26 protein-coding genes are annotated in these 25,178 nt (G+C 51.4%); 22 read left to right on the top strand and 4 right to left on the bottom strand.

Going from position 1 to position 25,178, the window contains the following annotated elements; genetic code table 11:
• Positions 1–49: 49 nt before the first annotated feature.
• Complete coding sequence (locus tag WN56_RS10885) at positions 50–790, bottom strand: copper homeostasis protein CutC (RefSeq protein WP_046075025.1); 741 nt, start codon at positions 788–790, stop codon at positions 50–52.
• Positions 791–991: 201 nt separating this feature from the next.
• On the bottom strand, positions 992–1,594 hold the full coding sequence (locus tag WN56_RS10880; protein ID WP_046075024.1) for a peroxiredoxin C: 603 nt from the start codon (positions 1,592–1,594) through the stop codon (positions 992–994).
• Between the two features lie 143 nt (positions 1,595–1,737).
• Here WN56_RS10880 and WN56_RS10875 point away from each other — a divergent pair, with 143 nt between their 5' ends.
• The 3 genes from WN56_RS10875 to aceA all read left to right on the top strand — a co-directional run bounded on the left by WN56_RS10875 (position 1,738) and on the right by aceA (position 6,147).
• On the top strand, positions 1,738–2,652 hold the full coding sequence (locus WN56_RS10875; protein ID WP_046075023.1) for a hydrogen peroxide-inducible genes activator: 915 nt from the start codon (positions 1,738–1,740) through the stop codon (positions 2,650–2,652).
• 504 nt (positions 2,653–3,156) lie between these two features.
• The gene (gene aceB / locus WN56_RS10865; protein ID WP_046075021.1) at positions 3,157–4,764 is read left to right on the top strand and encodes a malate synthase A; all 1,608 of its coding nucleotides are present in this window, start codon (positions 3,157–3,159) and stop codon (positions 4,762–4,764) included.
• A gap of 78 nt (positions 4,765–4,842) precedes the next feature.
• Positions 4,843–6,147 (top strand): isocitrate lyase, encoded by a 1,305-nt coding sequence (aceA, locus tag WN56_RS10860; protein WP_046075020.1) that lies wholly within the window; start codon positions 4,843–4,845, stop codon positions 6,145–6,147.
• 57 nt (positions 6,148–6,204) lie between these two features.
• On the opposite strand, the gene WN56_RS10855 is transcribed toward aceA, so the two are convergent.
• Positions 6,205–6,645 carry a CBS domain-containing protein gene (locus WN56_RS10855; RefSeq protein ID WP_046075019.1) on the bottom strand — a complete coding sequence of 147 codons (441 nt, stop codon included), beginning with the start codon at positions 6,643–6,645 and terminating at the stop codon, positions 6,205–6,207.
• Positions 6,646–6,860: 215 nt separating this feature from the next.
• On the opposite strand from WN56_RS10855, the gene queA reads away from it, so the two are divergent.
• The 5 genes from queA (at position 6,861) to secF (ending at position 12,354) form a co-directional block, all read left to right on the top strand.
• Positions 6,861–7,913 (top strand): tRNA preQ1(34) S-adenosylmethionine ribosyltransferase-isomerase QueA, encoded by a 1,053-nt coding sequence (gene queA / locus WN56_RS10850; RefSeq protein ID WP_046075018.1) that lies wholly within the window; start codon positions 6,861–6,863, stop codon positions 7,911–7,913.
• A gap of 112 nt (positions 7,914–8,025) precedes the next feature.
• Entirely contained in the window at positions 8,026–9,147 is a 1,122-nt protein-coding gene (gene tgt, locus WN56_RS10845; RefSeq protein WP_046075017.1) for a tRNA guanosine(34) transglycosylase Tgt, read from the top strand.
• Positions 9,148–9,183: 36 nt separating this feature from the next.
• Complete coding sequence (gene yajC, locus WN56_RS10840; RefSeq protein WP_046075016.1) at positions 9,184–9,513, top strand: preprotein translocase subunit YajC; 330 nt, start codon at positions 9,184–9,186, stop codon at positions 9,511–9,513.
• A gap of 27 nt (positions 9,514–9,540) precedes the next feature.
• On the top strand, positions 9,541–11,394 hold the full coding sequence (secD, locus tag WN56_RS10835) for a protein translocase subunit SecD (RefSeq protein WP_046075015.1): 1,854 nt from the start codon (positions 9,541–9,543) through the stop codon (positions 11,392–11,394).
• A 12-nt stretch (positions 11,395–11,406) separates the two neighbouring features.
• On the top strand, positions 11,407–12,354 hold the full coding sequence (secF, locus tag WN56_RS10830; protein ID WP_046075014.1) for a protein translocase subunit SecF: 948 nt from the start codon (positions 11,407–11,409) through the stop codon (positions 12,352–12,354).
• A 154-nt stretch (positions 12,355–12,508) separates the two neighbouring features.
• Here secF and suhB read toward each other — a convergent pair whose 3' ends face one another.
• Positions 12,509–13,312 carry an inositol-1-monophosphatase gene (gene suhB / locus WN56_RS10825; protein WP_046075013.1) on the bottom strand — a complete coding sequence of 268 codons (804 nt, stop codon included), beginning with the start codon at positions 13,310–13,312 and terminating at the stop codon, positions 12,509–12,511.
• A 222-nt stretch (positions 13,313–13,534) separates the two neighbouring features.
• On the opposite strand from suhB, the gene trmJ reads away from it, so the two are divergent.
• The 14 genes from trmJ (at position 13,535) to rodZ (ending at position 25,172) form a co-directional block, all read left to right on the top strand.
• Positions 13,535–14,299: a tRNA (cytosine(32)/uridine(32)-2'-O)-methyltransferase TrmJ gene (gene trmJ, locus WN56_RS10820; RefSeq protein WP_046075012.1), complete on the top strand. Its 765-nt coding sequence runs from the start codon at positions 13,535–13,537 to the stop codon at positions 14,297–14,299.
• A 122-nt stretch (positions 14,300–14,421) separates the two neighbouring features.
• Positions 14,422–14,943 (top strand): Fe-S cluster assembly transcriptional regulator IscR, encoded by a 522-nt coding sequence (iscR, locus tag WN56_RS10815; RefSeq protein WP_046075011.1) that lies wholly within the window; start codon positions 14,422–14,424, stop codon positions 14,941–14,943.
• Positions 14,944–14,973: 30 nt separating this feature from the next.
• Positions 14,974–16,188, top strand: a complete 1,215-nt coding sequence (locus WN56_RS10810; RefSeq protein ID WP_046075010.1) for an IscS subfamily cysteine desulfurase — start codon at positions 14,974–14,976, stop codon at positions 16,186–16,188.
• Positions 16,189–16,241: 53 nt separating this feature from the next.
• A complete protein-coding gene (gene iscU / locus WN56_RS10805) occupies positions 16,242–16,625 on the top strand; it encodes a Fe-S cluster assembly scaffold IscU (RefSeq protein ID WP_046075009.1) in 384 nt (127 codons plus the stop codon).
• Positions 16,626–16,645: 20 nt separating this feature from the next.
• On the top strand, positions 16,646–16,969 hold the full coding sequence (iscA, locus tag WN56_RS10800; protein ID WP_046075008.1) for an iron-sulfur cluster assembly protein IscA: 324 nt from the start codon (positions 16,646–16,648) through the stop codon (positions 16,967–16,969).
• Positions 16,970–16,982: 13 nt separating this feature from the next.
• The gene (hscB, locus tag WN56_RS10795) at positions 16,983–17,495 is read left to right on the top strand and encodes a co-chaperone HscB (protein ID WP_046075007.1); all 513 of its coding nucleotides are present in this window, start codon (positions 16,983–16,985) and stop codon (positions 17,493–17,495) included.
• A gap of 43 nt (positions 17,496–17,538) precedes the next feature.
• Positions 17,539–19,389 carry a Fe-S protein assembly chaperone HscA gene (gene hscA, locus WN56_RS10790; protein ID WP_046075006.1) on the top strand — a complete coding sequence of 617 codons (1,851 nt, stop codon included), beginning with the start codon at positions 17,539–17,541 and terminating at the stop codon, positions 19,387–19,389.
• Positions 19,390–19,391: 2 nt separating this feature from the next.
• Positions 19,392–19,730, top strand: coding sequence for an ISC system 2Fe-2S type ferredoxin (gene fdx, locus WN56_RS10785; protein ID WP_046075005.1), 339 nt, complete (start codon positions 19,392–19,394; stop codon positions 19,728–19,730).
• Positions 19,731–19,759: 29 nt separating this feature from the next.
• Complete coding sequence (gene iscX / locus WN56_RS10780; RefSeq protein ID WP_046075004.1) at positions 19,760–19,960, top strand: Fe-S cluster assembly protein IscX; 201 nt, start codon at positions 19,760–19,762, stop codon at positions 19,958–19,960.
• A gap of 201 nt (positions 19,961–20,161) precedes the next feature.
• On the top strand, positions 20,162–21,457 hold the full coding sequence (gene pepB, locus WN56_RS10775) for an aminopeptidase PepB (RefSeq protein ID WP_046075003.1): 1,296 nt from the start codon (positions 20,162–20,164) through the stop codon (positions 21,455–21,457).
• Between the two features lie 149 nt (positions 21,458–21,606).
• A complete protein-coding gene (gene ndk, locus WN56_RS10770) occupies positions 21,607–22,035 on the top strand; it encodes a nucleoside-diphosphate kinase (RefSeq protein ID WP_046075002.1) in 429 nt (142 codons plus the stop codon).
• A 247-nt stretch (positions 22,036–22,282) separates the two neighbouring features.
• Positions 22,283–23,404 carry a bifunctional tRNA (adenosine(37)-C2)-methyltransferase TrmG/ribosomal RNA large subunit methyltransferase RlmN gene (locus tag WN56_RS10765; protein WP_046075001.1) on the top strand — a complete coding sequence of 374 codons (1,122 nt, stop codon included), beginning with the start codon at positions 22,283–22,285 and terminating at the stop codon, positions 23,402–23,404.
• 24 nt (positions 23,405–23,428) lie between these two features.
• Positions 23,429–24,184: a type IV pilus biogenesis/stability protein PilW gene (gene pilW, locus WN56_RS10760; protein WP_046075000.1), complete on the top strand. Its 756-nt coding sequence runs from the start codon at positions 23,429–23,431 to the stop codon at positions 24,182–24,184.
• Positions 24,174–25,172: a cytoskeleton protein RodZ gene (gene rodZ, locus WN56_RS10755; protein WP_046074999.1), complete on the top strand. Its 999-nt coding sequence runs from the start codon at positions 24,174–24,176 to the stop codon at positions 25,170–25,172. The genes pilW and rodZ overlap by 11 nt, the downstream gene beginning before the upstream one ends.
• The last annotated feature ends 6 nt before the right edge of the window (positions 25,173–25,178 follow it).

The raw sequence follows: 25,178 nt of genomic DNA, 5'->3' as shown, positions 1-25,178 counted from the left end.
AGAGTGGGTCACATTGCCATGTTGTCTGATCACGGCATTACACAGAGGTTTAAAACGATTGAGCAATGGCTTTGACGAGACGAACGCTTTCCGGATCGGTGATCGGATAACTGCCATCGTCCCCATCGCCCATCGATGCGCAGGCGTTTGATTGCATGACGCTTACTTGCTCGGTGCGTGCCGACAAGTGGATTTCACGTGCGCCGGTGGTCGTTAAAATCGCTTGTGCATTGTCGGGGGTCACGCCTGCGCCTGGCATGATGGCCAATGAGGTATGGCGTGTGGCGTCCACCCATTGTTTGAGTGCCTCTTTTCCCTGCCAAGCATTCGTCGCTTGCCCGGAGGTGAGAATGCGTTCAATCGTCGGGCGGGCAAGGATTGCTTCGAGCGCCGCGTGAGGGTCTTGGCAGTGATCAAATGCGCGATGGAAAGTCACTCCCATTCCCTTTGCTTGGGCAAGCATGGCATCAATAGCCGGCAAATCGAGTTGACCACTTGGCGTGAGTGCGCCGATCACCACGCCTGCACACCCAGCTTGGCGGGCGTTGGCGATATCTTGCAGCATCACTTCAATCTCTTCACTGGCATAGACGAAGTCGCCTTCTCGCGGTCGGATAATCGCATAAATAGGGATCCGCGCTTTCTGAGCGGCTTGTTGCATGTAGCCATCACTTGGGGTTAAACCACCGAGGCGAAGTGCGCTGCACAGTTCCACTCGATCCGCACCAGCGTGCTCAGCAAGCGATAACGAACGAATACTATCAATACAAACTTCAACCAAGACAGACATATCACCCCTTTGACGAAACGAACCGTATCAAGATAGTCCACGCTATTGTGGCAGGGTGAGAGGCAATTACCTAGTGTTAGATTGGAAATGGCTTGATGAGAGAAGAGCCTGAGTAAGGCGAGGTGGGATAGATAAAAAAGGGCCCGGTTTGCCGGGCCTCATTATTGTCTCACATTGTCCAGTGCAGGGCACTTGACCTTATTACAGGTCGTCAGTGTGCTCAGACAGGTATGCAGCTACACCTTCAGGTGACTCAGCCATACCCGCTTTACCTTCTTCCCACTGTGCAGGGCAAACTTCACCGTTTTTCTGGTGGAAGTTCAGTGCGTCAACCATGCGTAGCATTTCGTCGATGTTACGGCCTAGTGGTAGGTCGTTAACAACTTGGTGACGAACCACACCTTCCTCGTCGATAAGGAAAGAACCACGGAACGCAACGCCAGCTTCTGGGTGCTCAACGTCGTATGCTTTACAGATTTCGTGCTTAACGTCAGCAACCAGTGGATACTTCACAGCGCCGATGCCGCCGTCTTCGACAGCCGTTTTACGCCACGCGTTGTGTGAGAACTGAGAGTCGATAGACACACCGATAACCTCAACGCCTTTAGCTTGGAAGTCGCTCAGGCGCTTATCGAATGCGATCAGCTCTGATGGGCACACGAAAGTGAAGTCGAGTGGGTAGAAAAAGACAACCGCTTTTTTGCCTTTGGTGAACTCTTTCAGGTTGAAGTTATCAACGATTTCGCCATTACCTAGTACGGCAGCGGCAGTAAAATCTGGTGCTTGACGACCTACGAGTACCATATCTCAGCTCCTAGTTTAAATGTTTGCCTGATAATCAGGTTCCTATATAAGCGAGACAAACTATAGCTAACTTGTTAGATTGAAAAAAGTGGAATTAATAGATTGTAATAATCGAAAAATACGATTGTTTAAAATATGACTGTATGAACAAATATCCGTCTTTAAAGCAGCTACACTATCTGGTTACCCTATCCGAAACGCGGCATTTTGGCGAAGCGGCGAAATTGTGTTTTGTGAGCCAGTCGACCTTGAGCGCTGGGATCCAAAACCTCGAGGATCTGATTGGTGCTCAGCTCATTGAGCGTGACAATAAAACCTTGGTACTCACTGGGATGGGCGAAGAGGTGGTGCGCCGTAGCCGAGAAATCCTAGCGCGCAGTCAGGATTTGATGGAGCTAACGCAAGTTAAATCAGATCCTATGCACGGCAAAGTACGGCTGGGCTGCATCCCTACCATCGCGCCATTCTTATTGTGTGATGTGGTGCAGCAAGTCAACCGACATTACCCCAACTTAGATTTGTTGTTGCGTGAGGACACCACGGCGAACTTACTCACCGCGCTCAAACACGGCGAAATGGATATCCTTATCCTCGCGCTGCCAATGGATATTGGCACCATGACCCGTCGCGTGGTGGGGCGTGATCCGTTTAAAATGGTGATGAGCCAAAAGCAAGCTGCGCAGCTTGAGTTACCCATCGATTATGACGCGCTGCCCGATGAATCTGTTTTCTTGCTTGAGCGAGAACACTGCCTCACTGACCATGCGGTTTCTGCCTGTCAGATGACGGCCTCACAGAAGATTAACCCATTTATGGCAACCAGCTTACACACCTTGGTGCAAATGGTCGCAAACGGCAATGGTGTGACCTTTATACCGCAAATGGCGATTGATCATGGCTTAATTGATAACCTCGACGTGCATTTAGAAACGCCGCCGGGAGAAGCGGCCTACCGTGATATAGGAGTGGTCTGGCGACCCTCTTCGAGTCGGATTAATACGTTTAACCAGCTTGCTGATCTGGTCGCAGGACTACTTTCCCCAACAGCTAGGGAGTAAAAAGCCTAAAATAAGTGATTTACACTGATGTTTTTGCCTTTTTGCAGCATGATTGCCTGTTTAAGGGCGTTGAAAATGACACCGAAGCCGTTGGATTATTATCACGAAAAAAGCAGCACCCCAGGGGGCTGCTTTTTGTTTTTACATATAAGTCATTGAAGTTAAAATATTTTTTTATTTTTTCGCCACAGGGTAAAGCGCTTGGTGTGTAATTTAATTACGTAACTGATTACAAAGTGGTGACAAAATTATGATCCCCGTAGCAGTGTTATATCATTCTGATAATGGTCATAAAAAAGCGCATTCGAGCTTATACTCTAAACTGTTTAAGTGTTTGTTTTTAATTTATTTTAATAATTTACCATTCCGTTTTTGTTTTGTTCTTGGTTGATTTTTGCGCGAATGTAAGCCAACGTAATAACACAAGTGCTGCACGAGAGCCCAAGCGCGTGTAGTAATAATAGTGTTGTGATTGGATTACAAATGATAAGCCAGGGAGGCGATATGACGGAAGCGTGCTCAACCTTACGCGAATCGTTGGTGATTAACGAGACAGTCACCGCAGAGCAGGCAGAAATCTTAACCGATGATGCATTGTGCTTTTTAGCCAGTCTCGCTGAGCGTTATGCGGCGCGCGTACCCACACTGTTAGCGGCGCGTGAGGCGCGTCAACAACGCATTGATGCGGGAGAGCTGCCCGACTTTCTTCCGGAGACGCAATCGATCCGCCAAGCGGATTGGACCATCCGTGGCATTCCCGAGGATTTACAAGATCGGCGGCTAGAAATTACCGGACCGGTAGACCGGAAGATGGTGATCAACGCACTCAACGCCAACGTGAAAGTTTTCATGGCGGACTTTGAAGACTCCTTTGCGCCAGCGTGGCCACAAGTGGTTGACGGGCAGCGTAATTTGCGCGATGCCGTGAATGGCACCATCAGTTATCAGCACCCTGATACAGGCAAACGCTATCAGCTAAATGAGGACCCAGCACGCCTTATTTGCCGTGTGCGTGGCTTGCACCTGACCGAAAAACACGTGACGTGGCAGGGTAAACCAATTCCAGGGGCCCTGTTCGACTTCGCTCTTTACTTTTTCCATAACTACCGTCGTTTACTCGAGACGGGATCGGGGCCTTATTTCTACCTGCCTAAACTTCAAGCATATCAAGAAGCCGCGTGGTGGAGTGAGGTGTTTTCCTTTGCCGAAGACGAGTTTGGGCTAAGCCGTGGCACCATCAAAGCGACCGTGCTGATTGAAACCTTGCCCGCCGTGTTCGAAATGGATGAGATTTTGTATCACCTTCGTGATCACATCGTCGCCCTTAACTGTGGTCGCTGGGATTATATCTTTAGCTATATCAAAACATTGCGTAATCATCCGGACCGCGTGTTGCCGGACCGCCAAGTGGTGACCATGGATAAGCCTTTCCTTAACGCTTACTCGCGTTTACTGGTCAAAACGTGCCATAAGCGTGGCGCGTTGGCGATGGGTGGCATGGCAGCCTTTATTCCCAGTAAAGACCCGGCTGAAAACCAGCAGGTGCTAGAGAAAATTGAAAAGGATAAAACCTTAGAAGCCAATAATGGCCACGATGGCACCTGGATTGCGCATCCAGGGCTGGCTGACACGGCTCGCGCGATTTTCGACCGTGCACTTGGCGATAAGCCGAATCAACTTACGGTGACCCGCGAGCAAGATGCTGAGATTACTGCTGCAGAGCTGCTGGCGCCTTGCGATGGCGAACGCACAGAGGCGGGAATGCGACATAACATTCGCGTGGCGGTGCAGTACATTGAAGCGTGGATTTCAGGTAACGGATGTGTGCCTATTTATGGCTTGATGGAGGACGCGGCCACGGCTGAAATCTCACGTGCGTCGATTTGGCAATGGATTAAGCATCAAAAACCACTGAGCAACGGCAAGGTGGTGACCAAGGCGTTGTTCTCTCAGTATCTTGCCGAGGAAATGGCGGTGCTTGAAAAAGAGCTAGGCGCAGAGCGCTTTGCGCAAGGACGGTACCGGCAAGCGGCAACCTTGATGGAAACGCTCACTACCAGTGATGAGCTGGTTAACTTTTTAACCTTACCGGGTTATGAGTATTTGCCGTAATGGGCATGGAAGCACAATAACAAACATGGAATGACAGTAAGGGGCTGGTACAGCCCTGCTAACAAAGAGGAATGGAACATGACTTTGACTCGCCAACAACAAATCGCTGAACTGGAAAAGGATTGGGCGGAAAACCCGCGCTGGAAACAGGTTAAGCGCCCCTACACGGCTGAAGAAGTCGTCAATATGCGTGGCTCGTTTGTGCCGGAGAATACCGTCGCTAAGCGGGGAGCTGCCAAACTATGGGATTTGGTCAATGGCAGTGCCAAAAAAGGCTACGTCAACTGCTTGGGCGCATTGACAGGCGGTCAAGCGGTGCAGCAAGCCAAAGCGGGTATTGAAGCGATTTATCTGTCTGGTTGGCAGGTGGCGGCTGACAACAACACAGCCTCGAGTATGTATCCAGACCAGTCGTTGTATCCGGTTGATTCCGTTCCCGCTGTCGTTAAGCGCATTAATAATGCGTTTCGCCGAGCGGACCAAATTCAGTGGTCGAAAGGGGGCTCGCCGGAAGAGGGCACCGACTATTTCTTACCGATTGTAGCGGATGCCGAAGCAGGCTTTGGTGGCGTGCTTAACGCCTACGAGCTGATGCGTAACATGATTGAAGCTGGCGCTGCCGGTGTTCACTTTGAAGATCAGCTCGCCTCAGTGAAAAAATGTGGCCACATGGGCGGAAAAGTGTTGGTGCCAACCCAAGAGGCGGTACAAAAATTGGTCGCGGCGCGCTTAGCTGCCGATGTGGCGGGCACCGATACGCTGGTCATTGCGCGTACTGATGCCAACGCGGCCGATCTATTGACCTCAGATTGCGACCCATACGACAAGGACTTCATCGTTGGTGAGCGCACAGCCGAAGGGTTTTATCGCGTGCGTCCTGGGATTGAGCAAGCCATTTCTCGAGGCCTAGCTTATGCGCCGTATGCCGATTTGATTTGGTGCGAGACCGCGAAACCGGACTTGGAAGAAGCACGACAGTTTGCTGAAGCCATTCATGCTCAGTATCCAGACCAGCTTTTGGCTTATAACTGCTCACCGTCTTTCAACTGGGAGAAAAACCTGGACGCCGAGACGATAGCGCGTTTCCAACAAGAACTGTCTGATATGGGCTATAAGTACCAGTTCATCACGTTGGCGGGTATTCATAACATGTGGTACAACATGTTCGACTTGGCGCATGCTTATGCGCAAGGTGAGGGCATGCGTCACTACGTTGAAAAGGTTCAGCGTCCAGAGTTCGCTGCCGCTGAGCGTGGCTATACCTTTGTCGCGCACCAGCAAGAAGTGGGTACTGGGTATTTTGATCAGATGACCAATATTATCCAAGGTGGGCAATCATCGGTCACGGCATTAACGGGCTCGACGGAAGAAGATCAATTCTAATCGCGCGATACCGGTTATCAACCTGATAAAAAGGGAGTCTCACACTCCCTTTTTTATTTATTCTCCCTCTTCAACCGGCTCACTTTCTTCTTGGATCTCCAGCAATGTTGACGCGATGGCGACAAAATCACTGTCGGTGATGATCCCAACCAAACGTTGGTGCTTCACCACCGGTAAGCAGCCTATTTTACGCTCGAGCATGGTTAGCGCTGCAGCCCGTAGTGACGCCCCGGGGTCGACTGTGACCAGTTGCCGCTCGATAAAGTGTGATAGGGGAGTATGGATCTGGTGATCGCCATTGGTCGTTTTGCCTAGTGAAGAGGCTTGTGCTGACAGCACATCTCTTTGTGTGACCAGTCCTAACAAACGCTCATCATCGTCAACGATGGGGAGATGGCGAAAGCGCTCGGCGCGCATTAAACGGTGCGCGTCATCCAGGGTATGGTCAGGGCTAAGCGTGTGTGGATGCCGGGTCATCATATCATCAACAATAAACATGGCACCTCCTTGTCATCAGTACACAGGGATACTTTTACTGTAGTGCAGTTGTACCGGGTTAGGCGTGATATGCATCAAGATAACTACGCGCATCGAGGCAAATGTTGTGTTCATTGGCGCCTGTGTAAACGATGCCTGAATCAAGCATCCAGCTTGCTTGATCTTCACGGTGGGCTACCTATACTAGCGGCCTGCTTTTTATCTAGGCAAATGTCATGCAATTATCCGATTTTCACTTTGAACTCCCCGATGAGTTAATTGCGCGCTATCCGCAACCGGATCGCAGTGCAAGTCGCTTATTGTCACTCGATGGCACAAGCGGTGAGGTGGTACATCGTCAGTTTAAGGATATCCTCGATCTGGTTGAGCCTGGGGATTTGATGGTGTTCAACAACACGCGAGTGATCCCCGCGCGCGTGTATGGCCGCAAAGCGTCGGGGGGTAAAATAGAGGTGCTGGTGGAGCGTGTGCTCGACGAACGTCGTTTCCTCGCCCATGTGCGCGCCTCTAAAGCACCTAAACCCGGCGCCGAATTACTCCTCGGCGATGACGGACAGGTCCCAGCAAAGATGGTGGCACGCCATGATGCTCTGTTCGAAATTCAGCTACACGACGATAAAGGCGTGGTAGATACGCTTAACGACATCGGCCATATGCCGTTGCCGCCATACATCGACCGCCCAGATGAAGAGAGCGATAAAGAACGCTATCAAACCGTGTATAACCAAAAGCCTGGGGCCGTCGCTGCGCCAACGGCGGGGTTACACTTTGACGATGCCATTATGGCAGCGCTTAAAGAAAAAGGCGTCAATATTGCTTTTGTCACCTTGCACGTGGGAGCCGGAACGTTCCAACCGGTTCGGGTCGACAACATTGAAGAGCACACCATGCACGCTGAGTATGCTGAAGTGCCGCAAGAGGTGGTTGATGCGGTCAATCAAACGCGAGCACAAGGCAAGCGGGTGATTGCGGTGGGAACCACCTCGGTGCGTTCACTGGAAAGTGCGGCACAGGCGGCCAAGCAAAAAGGTGAGCCACTGTCCCCGTTTTTTAATGACACCCAGATTTTTATCTATCCGGGGTATGAATGGCAGCTAGTGGATGTATTGGTGACCAATTTTCACTTGCCGGAATCCACCTTGATCATGTTGGTAAGCGCGTTTGCCGGTTACCAGCATACCATGGCCGCTTATCGTGCGGCGGTTGAAGAACGCTATCGCTTTTTCAGCTATGGCGATGCCATGTTTATTACCCGTCAGCACCACTGACGACATGATGAGAACACGGGCTCTTATGTCCGTGTGCGCTATGCTTGCGGCAGGGTAAACCTGTTAGCATAAGACACACGCCAGACTGTTTCTCTGGCACTGAGGAGGATTCGTGGAATACGAACTGAAAAAAACCGACGGACGCGCTCGCCGTGGCCGCTTAATCTTTGAACGCGGCACTGTGGAAACGCCGGCTTTTATGCCGGTGGGTACCTATGGCACCGTCAAAGGGATGACGCCTGAAGAAGTGAAAGGGACTGGGGCGGAGATCCTATTAGGGAACACTTTTCATCTATGGCTACGCCCAGGTCAGGAAATTATGCGACTGCACGGGGATTTGCATGACTTTATGCAGTGGCATGGCCCTATTTTGACCGACTCTGGCGGTTTCCAAGTGTTCAGTTTGGGCGATATCCGTAAAATCACCGAAGAAGGGGTGCACTTTCGCAACCCAGTGAACGGCGATCGCATCTTTATGGACGCGGAAAAATCGATGGAGATCCAATATGACTTGGGATCAGACATCGTGATGATTTTTGATGAGTGTACGCCCTATCCTGCCACGCATGACGAAGCGAAAAAGTCGATGGATATGTCACTACGCTGGGCAAAACGTAGCCGCAATCACTTTGACAAATTAGGTAACAAAAATGCCTTGTTTGGTATTGTACAAGGCGGCGTGTACGAGGACTTGCGAGATGTCTCTGTAGAAGGTCTTACCGAGATCGGTTTTGATGGGTATGCCGTTGGCGGCCTAGCGGTCGGGGAGCCGAAAGAAGACATGCACCGGATCTTGGAGCACACTTGTCCACAGCTGCCAGAGGATAAACCGCGCTATCTGATGGGCGTGGGGAAACCTGAAGATTTGGTCGAAGGGGTTCGCCGTGGTGTCGACATGTTTGATTGTGTGATGCCGACACGAAACGCACGTAATGGCCACTTGTTTATTACTGGCGGTGTGATCAAGATCCGCAATGCGAAACATAAAAGTGATACCTCGCCTCTGGATCCCGAGTGTGACTGTTACACTTGCCGCCACTACAGCCGTGCTTACCTCTACCATTTAGACCGCTGTAATGAGATCCTAGGCGCGCGACTCAACACCATCCACAACTTACGCTACTATCAGCGCGTGATGGAAGGTTTGCGTAACGCGATTGACGAAGGTAGATTAGATGCCTTTGTAGCGGATTTCTACGCGCGTCGTGGCAAGGAAGTGCCGCCGCTCGATTAATTTCGAATTCAACAACTAGAACGAGGACGTGATTGAATGTTTATCTCACAAGCTCACGCAGCCGCTGAAGCCGCACCACAAGGTGGCGGAATGCAGCTTTTTATCATGCTTGGTCTCTTTGCGGTGATTTTTTACTTTATGATCTACCGCCCGCAATCTAAGCGTGTCAAAGAGCACAAAAACCTTATGGCATCTATGAGCAAAGGGGACGAAGTGCTAACCGGAGGTGGTTTAGTGGGTAAGATCACTCAAATCGCTGAAGACAATGACTTTATTGTGATTGCACTCAACGATAATAACGAAGTGACCATCAAAAAAGACTTCGTGACGGCAGTACTGCCTAAAGGTACTATCCAGTCTCTCTAATTCTCGCAACCATAAAGGATGCATGCTGTGCTAAACCGTTATCCTTTGTGGAAGTACATCATGGTGCTAATAACACTGGTTATTGGCATCGTGTATGCGCTTCCCAATTTATACGGTGAAGATCCAGCAGTACAAATTTCCGGGGCGCGTGGCGCCTCGGTAGATATGACTGCGTTGGACTCCATCAAACAGACCCTCGAATCGAACGACCTTTCCTACCAATCCATTGCGCTCGAAGACGGTACCGTCTTAGCCCGCTTTAAAGACACGGAAGCACAAATCAGTGCCCGTGATGCCTTGATGTCGCGTTTCGACAGTGATGACTATGTGGTTGCCTTAAACTTGGCGCCTGCAACGCCATCGTGGCTGGATACGCTGGGTGCTACCCCGATGAAGCTTGGCCTAGACCTACGTGGTGGGGTGCACTTCCTGATGGAAGTGGACATGGATGCAGCATTAGAAAAGCTGATCACCCAGCAAGAAGACAGCTTCCGCACCGACTTACGTGAAGCGCGTATCCGTTATCGTGGTTTACGAATAGAAGATAACACCCGTGTTGTGGTGAATCTGCGTAATGCCGAAGACACCAATAAAGCGCTAGAACTGCTCTCGAACAACTACCTCGACATGAACTTTTCTGTCGATGAAGATGAAGGGCGATTAGCCGCGGTTTACAAAGAAGAGCGCCTCAAAGAAATTCGTAACTACGCGGTGGCGCAAAACATTACGATTCTGCGCAACCGTGTGAATGAACTGGGTGTGGCCGAGCCTTTGGTGCAACGTCAGGGCGCAAGCCGTATTGTGGTTGAACTCCCCGGTGTGCAAGACACGGCACGCGCGAAAGAAATTCTTGGTGCCACCGCGACCTTGGAATTCCGCGAAGTGGATCAGGACGCTGACCTATCTGCCGCCATGGCAGGCCGAGTGCCACCGGGCAGCGAGTTGATGCGTACTCGAGATGGTCGTCCCGCCGTGCTGAAAAAGCGGGTCATTTTGACGGGCTCGCACATTACTGACGCTAGCTCCTCCCGCGATGAATACAGCCGACCACAAGTTAACATCTCTCTCGACAGCGAGGGCGGTGACAAAATGGCGGACTTCAGTAAGCGTAACATTGGTGAGCTGATGGCCACCGTGTTTGCAGAATACAAAGACAGTGGCGAGCGTGACGAAGACGGCAAAGTGATCTTGGAAAAACACGAAGAAGTGATTAACCAAGCCACGATCCAGTCTGCTTTGGGACGTAATTTCCGCATTACCGGCATTGATTCTGCCGCCGAAGCACATAACTTGGCGCTGCTGCTGCGCGCAGGTGCCTTGATTGCGCCTATCTCGATTGTTGAAGAGCGCACCATTGGTCCATCAATGGGTCAGCAAAACATCAATATGGGTGTGCAAGCCTGTATCTGGGGCTTGGTGGCGGTGATGGTCTTCACCTTGATTTACTATCGTCGCTTTGGTCTGTTTGCTAACTGTGCCTTGCTCGCCAATATCGTCTTGATTATCGGTATCATGTCTTTGATCCCAGGGGCGACCATGACACTGCCTGGTATTGCCGGTATTGTCCTGACGGTGGGGATGGCGGTCGATGCCAACGTGCTGATTTTTGAGCGTATCCGCGAAGAAATCCACGAAGGCCGTAACCCTCAACATGCAATCGACCGTGGTTATTCTAACGCGTTTAGTACCATCGCCGATGCCAATATCACCACGCTGATCACCGCAATCATCTTGTTTGCTGTGGGAACAGGCGCGATAAAAGGCTTCGCGGTGACACTGTCGATCGGTATTTTGACCTCGATGTTTACCGCCATCATTGGTACGCGTGCACTGGTTAATCTGGTGTACGGCGGTAAGCGCGTCAAGAAGCTGTCGATTTAAGGGAGTCCAAGCATGTTTCAAATATTTAAACCGGACATGTCGATCAACTTTATGCGTTGGTCTAAATTGGCCTTCGTGTTGTCCATCGCCATGATTGCCGCGTCTGTCGTCACCCTATCCACTAAGTGGCTTAACTGGGGGCTCGACTTTACCGGTGGTACCTTGATAGAAGTGGGCTTTGAACAGCCCGCTGACTTACCGCAAATTCGTGAGTCACTGGCGGCTGACGGCTTTGGTGACGCCGTGGTACAAAACTTCGGTAGTGCCACTGATGTGATGGTGCGCCTGCGTCCGCGTGATGATATGGAAGGCGAGAACCTCGGTAATGAGGTGCTCAATGCCATCAAAACGGGTACGGGTGACCAGGTAGAAATGCGCCGCATCGAGTTTGTTGGCCCGAATGTGGGTGACGAGCTGACCGAAGCGGGTGGGTTGGCGATCATCATCGCGCTGGTCTGTATCCTGATCTACGTGTCGTTCCGTTTCGAGTGGCGCTTGGCCGCGGGGGCGGTGATGGCACTGGCGCACGATGTGATCATTACCTTGGGTATTTTCTCCTTGTTCCAAGTCGAAGTGGACTTGACCATCGTCGCTGCGTTGCTGACGGTGGTGGGGTACTCGTTGAACGATACCATCGTGGTGTTCGACCGTATTCGTGAAAACTTCCGTAAGCTGCGTAAAGGTGAGTCAGATGAAATCATTAATGCGTCTGTCTCTCAGACCCTGAGTCGAACCACCATTACCTCGGGCACGACTTTGTTTGTGGTGATTGCACTGTTCACCTTGGGTGGAACCATGATCCACGGCTTTGCGATGGCCTTGCTGATTGGTATCACTGTGGGTACCTACTCTTCAATCTACGTGGCGTCTGCTCTGGCATTGAAGCTGGGTATTGCGCGTGAGCACCTGTTGGTGCCAGAAGTGGAAAAAGAAGGGCAAGAGTTTGACGCGATGCCTTGATGCGCTCGCCCCGCGTTTGTTGCGGGGCGAATTGCACACTCGGTGTGCGTCGCAGCCAGTATGGCACTCTGTGTTAAAGAGACAGCCGATGATTTGACGGCATAAAAAAAGCGACGCTCACCGAGCGTCGCTTTTTTATACCCAGAGGGAAGCATTATTTTTTCATCGACTCAGGGGCGTTCTCGCGCACTTTGGCCAGCATGCCTTTTACGACGCGTGGTGCACCGCTTACCACGTTACCGCTACGCATGTAGTCGGTTCCGCCGTTAAAGTCGGTACAAATCGCCCCAGCTTCACGGGCAATCAATTCGCCTGCCGCGATATCCCACGGTTTCAGGCCAAGCTCAAAAAAGCCATCAACACGGCCTGCGGCCACATAGCAAAGATCCAACGCGGCAGAGCCGGTGCGACGGAAATCAGCACAATCAACGAATAACGCGCTCACGACCGCCATAAAGCCTTCAGCGTGTTGCTTTGCTTTGAAGGGGAAGCCCGTCGCTAAGATGGTGCCGTCGAGCTCTTTGGCGCTACCGGTACGAATACGCTTGTTATTGAGTTGTGCGCCAGCACCACGTTGTGCGGTGAATAGCTCATTACGGATAGGGTCGTAAACGCAGCCGATCTCAGTGCGGCCTTTAATACGCACCGCGATAGACACGCTGAAATGGGGAAAGTCGTTAACGAAGTTGGTGGTGCCATCCAGTGGGTCGATGATCCATTGATAGTCGCTATCTTTCCCTTCAGCCACGCCTGACTCTTCGCCAACGATGGTGTGGTCCGGGTAGGACTTTTTGATGATGTCGATGATGATTTGTTCTGCCGCTTTGTCGACATTAGTGACAAAGTCATTACTGCCTTTTTGCGCGGTTTCGATGTTGTCTCTGTTTTCTGCAGATTTGGCGATAAAGTCGCCAGCCTTCCGTGCAGCACGGACGGCGATGTTTAGCATCGGATGCATACGGTTTTCCCAACGGATGTTAAAGAACGAAAGCGGGGCGGAGTATAACAGAGCCAGAGCAAAAGGAAAGTGGGTATTTTTTGACCGTCGCGACGTCCGTGAACTGGCGCGACACGCTTAGCTGAGAAGTATTATCGATTGCACTGTGATAAACTGCGCAGATCTAACAGACACCTGCCCACCCCATCAAGGGTGCACAGCGTAAGAGACGAAAACAACATCATGCTAGATCAAATCCGCGTCGTATTGGTGGGAACTTCCCATTCCGGTAATATTGGCTCAGCCGCTAGGGCAATGAAAGTCATGGGGCTTAGCAATATGACCCTCGTGGCCCCCGAATGTGAAGTGGATGGCCAAGCCATTGCGTTGGCGGCCGGTGCCAGTGATATCGCCAACAATGCGCGGGTCGTCGGGACCTTAGAAGAGGCAGTGGCAGACTGTGGCCTTGTGGTGGGAACCAGTGCAAGAAGCCGGACACTCGAGTGGCCGATGCTCGATGCGCGCGAATGCGGTAAAAAGGCCGTGGAAGAGGCGAGTACTCACCCGGTGGCGATTGTCTTTGGTCGCGAGCGCACTGGCTTGACCAATGAAGAGCTGCAGACCTGCCATTATCATGTGTCGATTCCGTCCAACCCAGACTATAGCTCATTGAACTTGGCGATGGCGGTACAAACCCTGTGCTATGAAATGCGCGTCGCTTGGCTAGACAGTCAAGCCTATCAAGGCCCCACGCTGGAACAAACCTACCCTTTAAATGAAGAGCTTTCACGGTTTTATCAGCACCTAGAAACGGTCCTTAGCAAAACCGGATTTATCCGTACTCAGCATCCCGGGATGGTGATGACCAAGTTACGTCGGCTCTTTAACCGAGCGCGACTTGAGAGCCAAGAGTTAAATATTTTACGGGGGGTGCTGTCATCCATCGAAAAAGTGACCCAACAAGCGGCATCGCGCGAGCAAAATACCGATAATCATCGCGCTCAGTGATCCTTTCAACCGAGCATGCGTAACTTAGGGTGAAAACCTGACAAAAATACTCAGGTAAATACTTGACCAAATTACTCGGGTATGTAACTATCTGAGCATCTATTCACCACAGGTAGCGTGTTATGAGATTGACTTCGAAAGGCCGTTATGCGGTTACCGCCATGCTCGATGTGGCGCTTCATGCCGAGCAGGGTCCTGTACCACTGGCGGACATCTCTGAGCGTCAAGGCATTTCCTTGTCTTATCTTGAGCAACTTTTTTCACGGCTCCGCAAGTCGGGGTTGGTGACAAGTGTACGTGGTCCCGGCGGCGGCTATCGCCTCGGTATTGCGGCAAGTGACATTGCCGTAGGGGCCGTGATTGCTGCCGTTGACGAATCTGTCGACGCGACCAAGTGCCAAGGTAAAGCGGATTGCCAAGGCGGCACCCGTTGTTTAACACATACTCTGTGGCACGACTTAAGTGCCCGAATTAGCGGCTTTTTAAACGACATCACGCTCGGTGAGCTGATGCATGATAACGAAGTGAAGCAAGTAGCAGATCGTCAGGACGCTAAACTGGATGCCTCATTGGCGCCCAGAAACACATTTAGCTCGCAGGTCAAACAAGATAGCGCCACCATAGGCGTAAACGTTCGCTCCTGATGACCAATGTCGGTGTAATTGGAGAAAAACATGAAATTGCCCATTTATTTTGATTATTCAGCCACGTGTCCGGTGGATCCGCGCGTTGCTGAAAAAATGAGTCAGTACCTGACCATGGACGGGTTTTTTGGTAACCCGGCCTCTCGTTCACACCGCTTTGGCTGGCAAGCAGAAGAAGCGGTTGATACAGCGCGTGAGAACATTGCCAATTACTGCAATGCCGACCCACGTGAGATCGTGTTTACCTCTGGCGCGACTGAGTCAGACAACTTGGCTATCAAAGGTATTGCTAATTTCTACTCCAAGAAAGGCAAGCACATTATTACCTGCAAAACAGAGCATAAAGCCGTGCTTGACCCTTGCCGTCAACTGGAGCGTGAAGGCTTTGAGGTGACGTATCTTGAGCCAGAAGAAAACGGCCTGGTCGATCTGAAGAAGCTCGAAGCGGCGATGCGTGATGACACGATTTTAGTGTCAATCATGCACGTGAATAACGAGATTGGTGTGATTCAAGATATCTCTGCGATTGGCGAGCTTTGTCGTGAACGTAAAATTATGTTCCACGTCGATGCGGCGCAGTCAGTGGGTAAAGTGCCACTGGACGTCAAAGAGATGAAAATCGATTTGATCTCATTCAGCGCACACAAAGCGTACGGCCCTAAAGGCATTGGTGCCTTATACGTTCGCCGTAAGCCACGCGTACGCATTGAAGCGCAAATGCATGGTGGTGGTCACGAGCGTGGTATGCGTTCAGGCACATTGCCTACTCACCAAATTGTGGGCATGGGTGAAGCGTTCCGTATCGCGAAAGAAGAGCGCGAGAAAGACTTCCAACATGCGCTGGCATTGCGCGAGCGTTTTTATGAAGGCGTGAAAGATTTAGAAGAAGTTTACGTCAATGGCGATTTGGAACAGCGTGTTCCACATAACCTAAACGTGAGCTTTGCCTTTGTTGAAGGCGAGTCATTGCTGATGGCACTGAAAGATCTGGCGGTATCGTCAGGGTCTGCGTGTACCTCAGCAAGCCTTGAACCTTCCTATGTGCTTCGTGCGCTTGGACGCGACGATGAGCTCGCACATAGCTCGCTGCGCTTCTCATTTGGTCGCTTTACGACGGAAGAAGAAGTGGATTATGCGATTGAGAAAGTGCGTGAAGCAGTTAACAAGCTGCGTGAAATGTCACCACTTTGGGACATGTACAAAGACGGTATCGATCTAAGTACCGTTGAATGGGCGCACCACTAACTCGAATAACGCGCCAGCTGGCAACAGTGAGCAATCATATTGAGGAAACGATTATGGCTTACAGCGATAAAGTAATTGACCACTACGAAAACCCACGTAACGTTGGCTCGTTTGAGAAAGGCGACCCATCGGTTGGTAATGGCATGGTTGGTGCCCCTGCGTGTGGCGACGTCATGAAACTACAAATCAAGGTGAATGACGAAGGCATCATCGAAGACGCCAAGTTTAAAACATACGGCTGCGGCTCGGCGATTGCCTCGAGCTCACTGGTTACCGAGTGGGTGAAAGGCCGCTCGATTGACGACGCTGCTGCGATCAAAAACTCTGAGATCGCAGAAGAATTAGAGCTACCACCCGTCAAGGTGCACTGCTCTATCTTGGCGGAAGACGCCATTAAAGCGGCGGTCAGTGATTACAAGAAAAAACACCAGCAGTAAAACGAAGGGGTTGTTGATATATGGCTATTACCATGACACAGGCGGCAGCAGATCGCGTCAGAGCGTTTCTCAATAACCGTGGCAAAGGCATTGGCTTGCGCCTGGGCGTGAGAACGTCAGGGTGTTCAGGCATGGCCTATGTACTCGAATTTGCGGATGAGCTTCAAGAAGGCGATCAGGTTTTTGAGTACGATGATGTCAAGGTAATCGTCGATGGTAAGAGCTTGCTCTATCTCGAAGGGACAGAGCTGGATTTTGTTAAAGAAGGCCTGAATGAAGGTTTTCAATTCAACAACCCTAACGTGAGTAGTGAATGTGGTTGTGGCGAAAGCTTCAACGTGTAATCCGTGAGAGCACATGAATCATTTTGAACTTTTCGAGCTACCGTATCAGTTTGAGCTGGACGGTAGCTCGCTTTCTTCAACGTTTCGGGAATTGCAACGTCAGTACCATCCCGATAATGTTGCTAGCCAAGACGAGAAAACCCGTCTGCAGGCGGTACAGAAAGCATCGCAAGTGAATGACGCGTTTCAGACGTTAAAAGATCCGGTTCGACGCGCTGAGTATATGCTGACGTTGCAAGGTATTGACTTAAAAGACGAACAGCAAACCATGCAGGATCCTGAGTTCCTGATGCAGCAAATGACGTTGCGTGAGGAGCTCGAGTCGATTACCGATAGTCAAGATGAAGCGGCGCTGTTTGATTTTGGTGAAAAAGCCCAGTCACTCTACGACGCATTGATTCTAGAGGTTAAACAGGCATTGGCTGCGTCACAGTGGCAAGAGGCCGCCGTGATTGTGCGTAAACTCAAGTTCGCAGAAAAGCTTCGCCATGAAGTGGAGCGTGTCGAAGATCAGCTGATGAGTTGATCGCCCTTTCGCCTGTCAACGCAGTAAAGTTTAAGGATTAGACATGGCACTGTTACAAATTTCAGAGCCCGGTCAAAGTGCCGCGCCGCATGAGCACAAGCACGCGGTCGGCATCGATTTGGGTACCACCAACACCTTGGTGGCCACGGTACGAAGCGGTACCGCAACCACCTTGAACGACGAACAAGATCGACCACTGATCCCTTCTGTGGTCCATTACGGTGATGATGCCATTTCCGTGGGCTATGACGCCCTCCCACACGTGCAAACGGATAGCGCCAATACCTTGGTGTCTGTCAAACGCATGATGGGGCGTTCATTAGACGATGTGCAAGCCCGTTATCCGCAACTTCCTTATCAGTTTTCACAAACCGAAAATGGCTTGCCACAAGTGGAAACCCGCCGTGGCGCGATTAACCCAGTGCAGGGCTCGTCCGATATCTTACGCACCGTTCGCGAACGTGCGGAAAAAAGTTTGGGCGACGAGCTTGAAGGTGTGGTGATCACCGTACCCGCCTATTTTGATGACGCACAACGTGCGGGAACTAAAGATGCGGCGAAGCTGGCAGGCCTAAACGTGCTGCGTTTGCTTAACGAGCCTACCGCTGCGGCGATTGCTTATGGCCTTGATTCGGGCCAAGAAGGGGTAATTGCGGTCTATGACCTAGGTGGCGGCACCTTTGATATCTCGATTCTACGCTTATCTCAGGGCGTGTTTGAGGTCATGGCGACCGGCGGCGATTCCGCTTTGGGCGGAGACGACTTTGACCATCTACTCGAGCAATGGATCTGTGAGCAAGCCGGGTTTGACACCCTCAGTGGCGATCAGCGCCGTACCGTGCTGCACGCCGCCACGCAGGCGAAAATTGCCCTTTCTTCTGCTGACAGCGCGTCCATCGATGTGCTGGGGTGGCAAGGCGAGTTGAGCCGTGAAACGTTCGATCAATTGGTTGCTCCACTTATTAAGAAAACCTTGATGTCATGCCGCCGCGCATTAAAAGATGCCGGTGTCAGTGCCGATGAGGTGCTGGAAGTCGTGATGGTGGGCGGCTCTACCCGTGTTCCCGCCGTGCGTGAACAGGTTGGTACGTTTTTCGGTCGCGAGCCACTGACCAGCATCGATCCAGACAAAGTGGTTGCCGTTGGCGCCGCGACGCAAGCCGATATTTTGGTGGGCAACAAACCAGACTCTGACATGTTGCTGTTGGATGTGATCCCGCTTTCTCTTGGTATCGAAACCATGGGCGGTTTGGTGGAGAAAATTATCCCACGCAACACCACCATTCCTGTGGCAAAAGCGCAAGAATTCACCACGTTTAAAGATGGCCAAACCGGCATGAAAGTGCATGTGGTTCAAGGTGAGCGTGAAATGGTAGACGATTGCCGCTCATTAGCACGTTTTAGCCTCAAAGGCATCCCACCGATGACGGCGGGGGCGGCCCATGTTCGCGTGACTTATCAAGTAGATGCTGATGGCTTGTTGTCCGTGACGGCGATGGAAAAATCCACCGAAGTGGAAGCGTCTATCCAAGTGAAGCCCTCTTATGGCTTGAGTGATGATGAGATTGCCACCATGATCAAATCGTCATTTACCCATGCGGAAGAAGACAAAGATGCCCGCTACTTGGCGGAGCAGCGTGTGGAAGCCGATCGTGTGATCGAAGGCTTGCTGGTTGCCATGCAACAAGACGGGGATAACCTGCTCAACGCTGATGAGCAGCAAGCTTTGGTGAAAGAAATAGAAGCCTTGATTGCCTTGCGCAACGGTGATGATGGCGCCGCCATTGAAGCCGGGATCAAAGCATTAGACAAAGCCAGCCAGACCTTTGCGGCACGCCGCATGGATCAATCGATTCGTCATGCGTTGGCCGGCCAATCCATTGATGAGGTGTAATCATGCCTAAGATTATTGTTCTGCCGCACCACGAGTTATGCCCAGAAGGTGCGGAATTGGAAGCGAAAGAAGGGGAAACAGTCCTCGACGTGGCGTTGAAAAATGGCATTGGCATTGAACACGCGTGTGAAAAGTCGTGTGCGTGTACCACCTGCCATGTGGTGATCCGTGAAGGGTTCGACTCGTTAGACGAAAGTGATGAGCTAGAAGATGACATGCTCGACAAAGCGTGGGGGCTTGAGCCGGAGTCACGCTTGGGTTGCCAAGCAAAAATTACCGATGAAGATTTGGTGGTTGAGATCCCGCGCTATACCTTGAATCACGCAGCCGAAAACCATTAATCCAAGGCTGTAACGGACGGAGAAGCAAGATGAGCTTAAAATGGACAGACTCGCTCGATATTGCAATCGAGCTTTGTGACGCCTACCCAGATGTCGATCCAACAACGGTTCGTTTTACTGATTTGCATCAGTGGATCACTGAACTGGATGATTTTGACGATGACCCAGAGCGTTCCAATGAGCGCATCCTCGAGGCGATCATCATGTGCTGGATGGATGAGAGAGACTGAGGGCTAGCTCTCGCGAGTGATTGATAATACTTGTGTTATCGTCTCCGGCTCGGCACAGTACCTGTGGCCAATAAAACATACATTCAAAGCGGGCCAATGGGCTCGCTTTTTTCATATCGCTGAGGCGTCCAGGCGTTTGTCTGAGGGCTCAGTGAGACACGCTGTACAGTAAAAGCAGCGAGACAGTACAAGGAGTGCAATATGTCAGATTCATTAAACGTTATCCTGTCGCATCAGCCGGCGGCGCCACAGTGGGGCGATAACGCGCTGGTCTCCTTTGACGCTGACAACGCGGTGATCCATGTGTCGAGCGATGCCAATCCGCGAGACAAGGTGCAACAAGCGGCGCGCAAGCTTGAAGGGCAAGGTGTGCCTGCGCTGACACTCACAGGAGAACACTGGGACCTTGAATTAGTCTGGGCGTTCTACCAAGGGCTTCGTGGCCCCAAAAATAAGGTCGCCTTTACGCAGACCGTGTTGAACGATGCCGATACGCAAGAGTTCGAGCTTCGACAGACCGTGGGTGACTGGGTACGCGATATTATCAACCAAACGGCAGAAGAAGTTGGGCCACATCAGTTAGTAGCGCGTGCGGGGGAGTTTGTTAAGTCCATGGCCCCCGACCAGGTCAGTTATAAAATCATTTCCGGTACCGACCTGTTAGAAAAAGGCTGGAATGGCATTTATACCGTCGGTCGTGGCTCGGCGCGCAAACCGACCATGTTACAACTCGACTATAACCCTACAGGCGATCCGGACGCGCCTGTGTATGCCTGTTTGGTGGGGAAAGGGATCACCTTTGATTCTGGGGGCTACAGCATTAAAGGCTCCGACTTTATGACCACCATGAAAGCGGACATGGGCGGCTCAGCGACAGCGACCGGGGCGCTGGCGATGGCGATTGCCAAGGGGCTGAATAAACGCGTTAAACTGGTACTCTGCTGTGCCGAGAACATGATCTCAAGCAGTGCTTACAAGTTGGGTGATATTATCACGTACAAAAATGGCGTGACCGTTGAAGTGCTCAATACCGATGCGGAAGGGCGCTTGGTGCTCGCTGATGGCCTGATGTACGCCAGTGAACAAAAACCTGAACTTCTGATTGATTGTGCCACGCTCACCGGATCGGCAAAAGCCGCGTTGGGTAATGACTATCATGCGCTGTTTAGTTTCGACGATGAGCTCGCACACCGTACGCTTGACGCGGCACAAAAAGAAGGCGAGGGCATGTGGCCGTTGCCATTGGCCGAGTTCCATCGCCAGCTGCTGCCTTCCTCGTTTGCGGATATTGCCAATGCATCCATGGGGGCGTACATGCCAGGTGCGAGCACCGCGGCGGCGTTCCTTTCCTACTTTGTTGAGGATTATCAAAAAGGCTGGATGCACATTGATTGCTCTGGCACTTACCGCAAAGCGGCCAATGATAAATGGGCCGTGGGCGCGACCGGAATGGGCGTGAAAACCTTAGCGCGTGTATTGCTCGACCAAGCGAAATAGACCTGTGACACCTTGGGTGAAAGGTTAACAAAATTTTGTGTGAGTTAACGCTTCACCCGATTGGTCATAGGGACACGCGAGGAAATTTGCTAGGGTAGGCGCGTTGTTGCCCCTAGCGGGCCAGATTCAGACAGTGAAAGGACAAGCGAATGACCATTGAACGCACTTTTTCTATCGTTAAACCTGATGCCGTAGAGCGTAATTTAATTGGCACGCTTTATCAGCGTATCGAAAGTGCAGGTTTGCGTATCGTGGCGGCGAAAATGCTCCATCTTAGCAAAGAGCAGGCAGAAGGATTTTATGCCGAGCACCAAGGGAAGCCTTTCTTTGAATCCTTGGTTGGGTTCATGACGTCAGGCCCTATCATGGTGCAAGTACTAGAAGGCGAGAGCGCGATTAGCCGCTACCGTGAGTTGATGGGAAAAACCAACCCAGAAGAAGCAGCGTGTGGCACATTGCGCGCTGACCATGCGGAAAGCATGCAATATAACTCAGTGCATGGCTCTGATAGCCCTGCGTCTGCAGAGCGCGAAATCGCGTACTTTTTTACCGCGGATGAAATTCATCCTCGCTGCTAAATCAAGCACCTGCTTTTTAATCTTCAAAAAGAGGCGTCAGCCTCTTTTTTTCTGCCTATCGAAATCAGACAACCACATTGAATAACCCCGCTGTTAGAGAGTGGAAACTGTGATCTAAAGCCTGTACAATTTCGCGCCTTAAGCGCGTCCGAGGAGATATCTTGGCTATGATCAAGGTAAGACGTCGGCACGCGTGAGGCGATGATTCAGTCTTACCACCTAGCTAGTTCTTACGAGGCAACCCCCAATGACGACAGAGAAAGTTAATCTGCTTGATTTTGACAGGCAAGGATTGCGTGCCTACTTCGCTGATGAGCTCGGCGAAAAAGCCTTCCGTGCTGACCAAGTCATGAAGTGGATGTATCACTTTGGTTGCGACGACTTCGATGAAATGAACAACATCAACAAGAAGTTGCGTGAGAAGCTCAAGCGGGTGGCAGAAATTAAAGCCCCAGAAGTCAGTGAAGCGCATTACTCCCAAGATGGCACTATCAAATGGGCAATGCGTGTGGGCGGTCAAGACGTGGAAACCGTATATATCCCCGAAGATGATCGGGCGACACTGTGTGTCTCCTCTCAGGTAGGCTGTGCGCTTGATTGCAAGTTCTGCTCAACCGGGGCACAAGGTTTTAACCGCAACTTGCGTGTGTCTGAGATCATCGGGCAAGTGTGGCGTGCGTCGAAAGAGATCGGCATTGAGAAAGAGACGGGCCGTCGTCCGATCACTAACGTGGTGATGATGGGCATGGGAGAGCCGCTGCTCAACATGAAAAACCTTCTCCCTTCTCTGAATTTGATGCTCGACGACAATGCTTATGGCTTATCTAAGCGCCGAGTCACCGTGTCGACATCGGGCGTGGTCTCTGGCTTGGAGCAAATGATTGGCAAAATCGATGTCGCCTTGGCCATCTCACTGCATGCGCCGAACGATGAGCTGCGTAGCCAAATCATGCCAATTAACGATCGTTGGGATATCGAGGCCTTTTTGGATGCGGTACACCGTTATATTGCAACCTCAAATGCCAACCGCGGCCGTGTGACGGTAGAATATATCTTGCTGGATCATGTCAATGACTACATGGAGCATGCGCGCCAACTCGCAGAGCTATTAAAAGACACCCCAGCGAAGATTAACCTGATCCCATTTAACCCGTATCCTGGATCACCGTTCAACAAACCGAGTAATTCTCGTATTGATAGGTTTATGAAAACCTTGATGGAATACGACTTTACGGTGACGGTACGTAAAACACGAGGCGATGACATTGACGCAGCGTGTGGCCAACTAGCCGGTGACATTGTCGACCGAACTAAGCGTGCCGAGAAGCGACTGGGCGCACAGGAGGTGATCCCTGTTCGACCCGTCTAAATGAGATGGCGATAAGGGGATGGCATGACAAAAACGGTTTGGGTTGTGGGCGTGTTGATGGCGTTGGTTGGCTGTTCAACGCCAAGTTCGCAGCACAGTGAGCCCAAGTTTGATAAGATTCAAGCCGCAGAGGCGCGTATTGCACTGGGATTAGGCTATCTAAACAGTGATCGCTATCAACAAGCGCAGCAAAACTTGCAGCAAGCGCGCCAATATGCACCTAACTACTATCGCACCTCGCTGTCGATGGCGTATTATCAACAACGTGTCGGTGAAAACGACAAAGCGGATCGCTTATATCAACAAGCGTTAGCGCAAGCGTCTGAAAAAGGCGATGTATATAACAATTACGGTGTTTTCTTGTGCGAACAACAGCGGTTTGCCGCGGCAAATGACGCATTTTTGCAAGCAGTCGTACAACCGTATTATCATCGTGTGTCAGACAGTTATGAAAACGCAGCGTTTTGTCAGCTAAAAGCTGGCCACGTAGAACGCGCAAAAGCCTTGTTTAGCAAAGCGGCTGATCACGACCCGCGGAATGTCCGTGCGGGTTTACAACTTGCCAAGTTAGAGATAGAGACTGGGCAAGAGGCAGCAGCCGTCGCACGTATCAAGCGGCTCCACCAACGCGTTGGTGTTCAGCCTGCCGGACTGTTATTGCTAGTGAAAGCTTATCAGCAACAAGGCTACACGGAGCGAGCTGCCCATGACGCTCAGCGATTGGCGCAACGGTTTCCAGAATCCAAAGAATATCAATTGTACCTAGCGAATGAATACTGAACAGACGGAAGAACAAGCGCAATCTGATACCCAACCTGCGCCCGGGGAAGTATTAAAGCAAGCGCGAGAGAAAATGGGCTGGAGTGTTCGTGATGTTGCTGACCGACTTCGGTTACGGGTCAGTGTCATTGAGGATCTTGAACAAAACAACCCAGACATGGATCAATTGGCCACGTTTACACGTGGCTATTTGCGCTCCTATGCCAAGCTGATGCAAATCGACGCCGATCAGCTGTTGGGTAATAGCAATATGGAAGCGAGCAGTGCGGCTACTGTACAAAAAATGCAAAGCTTCTCGCGCAAAACGCGGCGGCAAAAGAGCGAAAGTCGATTAATGTGGCTGTCTTGGGTGATTATTGCCATTGCGGTCGGGATCACTGGCGTGTGGTATTGGCAGAATCAGCAGGCTATGACGTCCGTGCCAACACAATTAGATAGCCAACAAGCGGATGAACTCGTCACGACCCCATCAGCACAAGATAGCGCGATGGTTGCCGCCGATGCACCGGCAATGGCCGAGCCTGCGATGACAGATTCGGCGGCCTCACAAGAGGCGGAGCCGCAGGTCACTGATGTACAAGATGCCGCGAACGCGCCGGTGTCAGATGAGGTGAGCCCATCAGCATCGACGGCGTCAGAATCGGCCACTGCGGTTGAGTCGGCGCAAACGGACGAGGCGACAACGCAAACAACACCAGAGGCACAACCAACGGCAGCGTCTGAGGATGAAGCCCCCGCAAGCACGGTCAATAACCGTCTGGTGATGACCTTTAGTGGAGATTGCTGGATAGACGTGCGAGACGCCAATGGTGAGCGACTGGCAACCGGGATAAAATCTGAGGGTGAACAAGTGACCTTAACCGGCGACACCCCGTATCAATTAGTATTGGGTGCCCCTAGTGTGGTGAAAATCACCTTTAATGGCGACAACATTGATCTTGATGGCTTCCCAACCGGCCAAGTGGCTCGGTTGCGCCTTCCGCAGTAATCAGAG

This window comes from Salinivibrio sp. KP-1, from assembly GCF_000968645.1.
Taxonomy (GTDB): Bacteria; Pseudomonadota; Gammaproteobacteria; order Enterobacterales; family Vibrionaceae; genus Salinivibrio; species Salinivibrio siamensis.
This window is presented reverse-complemented; position numbering and strand designations above follow the sequence as displayed.

Coding starts and splice junctions, on each gene's coding strand:
- WN56_RS10885 (WP_046075025.1), bottom strand. CDS start 790: ATGTCTGTCTTGGTTGAAGTTTGTATTGATAGTATTCGTTCGTTATCG.
- WN56_RS10880 (WP_046075024.1), bottom strand. CDS start 1,594: ATGGTACTCGTAGGTCGTCAAGCACCAGATTTTACTGCCGCTGCCGTA.
- WN56_RS10875 (WP_046075023.1), top strand. CDS start 1,738: ATGAACAAATATCCGTCTTTAAAGCAGCTACACTATCTGGTTACCCTA.
- aceB (WP_046075021.1), top strand. CDS start 3,157: ATGACGGAAGCGTGCTCAACCTTACGCGAATCGTTGGTGATTAACGAG.
- aceA (WP_046075020.1), top strand. CDS start 4,843: ATGACTTTGACTCGCCAACAACAAATCGCTGAACTGGAAAAGGATTGG.
- WN56_RS10855 (WP_046075019.1), bottom strand. CDS start 6,645: ATGTTTATTGTTGATGATATGATGACCCGGCATCCACACACGCTTAGC.
- queA (WP_046075018.1), top strand. CDS start 6,861: ATGCAATTATCCGATTTTCACTTTGAACTCCCCGATGAGTTAATTGCG.
- yajC (WP_046075016.1), top strand. CDS start 9,184: ATGTTTATCTCACAAGCTCACGCAGCCGCTGAAGCCGCACCACAAGGT.
- secF (WP_046075014.1), top strand. CDS start 11,407: ATGTTTCAAATATTTAAACCGGACATGTCGATCAACTTTATGCGTTGG.
- suhB (WP_046075013.1), bottom strand. CDS start 13,312: ATGCATCCGATGCTAAACATCGCCGTCCGTGCTGCACGGAAGGCTGGC.
- trmJ (WP_046075012.1), top strand. CDS start 13,535: ATGCTAGATCAAATCCGCGTCGTATTGGTGGGAACTTCCCATTCCGGT.
- iscR (WP_046075011.1), top strand. CDS start 14,422: ATGAGATTGACTTCGAAAGGCCGTTATGCGGTTACCGCCATGCTCGAT.
- WN56_RS10810 (WP_046075010.1), top strand. CDS start 14,974: ATGAAATTGCCCATTTATTTTGATTATTCAGCCACGTGTCCGGTGGAT.
- iscU (WP_046075009.1), top strand. CDS start 16,242: ATGGCTTACAGCGATAAAGTAATTGACCACTACGAAAACCCACGTAAC.
- iscA (WP_046075008.1), top strand. CDS start 16,646: ATGGCTATTACCATGACACAGGCGGCAGCAGATCGCGTCAGAGCGTTT.
- hscB (WP_046075007.1), top strand. CDS start 16,983: ATGAATCATTTTGAACTTTTCGAGCTACCGTATCAGTTTGAGCTGGAC.
- hscA (WP_046075006.1), top strand. CDS start 17,539: ATGGCACTGTTACAAATTTCAGAGCCCGGTCAAAGTGCCGCGCCGCAT.
- fdx (WP_046075005.1), top strand. CDS start 19,392: ATGCCTAAGATTATTGTTCTGCCGCACCACGAGTTATGCCCAGAAGGT.
- iscX (WP_046075004.1), top strand. CDS start 19,760: ATGAGCTTAAAATGGACAGACTCGCTCGATATTGCAATCGAGCTTTGT.
- pepB (WP_046075003.1), top strand. CDS start 20,162: ATGTCAGATTCATTAAACGTTATCCTGTCGCATCAGCCGGCGGCGCCA.
- ndk (WP_046075002.1), top strand. CDS start 21,607: ATGACCATTGAACGCACTTTTTCTATCGTTAAACCTGATGCCGTAGAG.
- WN56_RS10765 (WP_046075001.1), top strand. CDS start 22,283: ATGACGACAGAGAAAGTTAATCTGCTTGATTTTGACAGGCAAGGATTG.
- pilW (WP_046075000.1), top strand. CDS start 23,429: ATGACAAAAACGGTTTGGGTTGTGGGCGTGTTGATGGCGTTGGTTGGC.
- rodZ (WP_046074999.1), top strand. CDS start 24,174: ATGAATACTGAACAGACGGAAGAACAAGCGCAATCTGATACCCAACCT.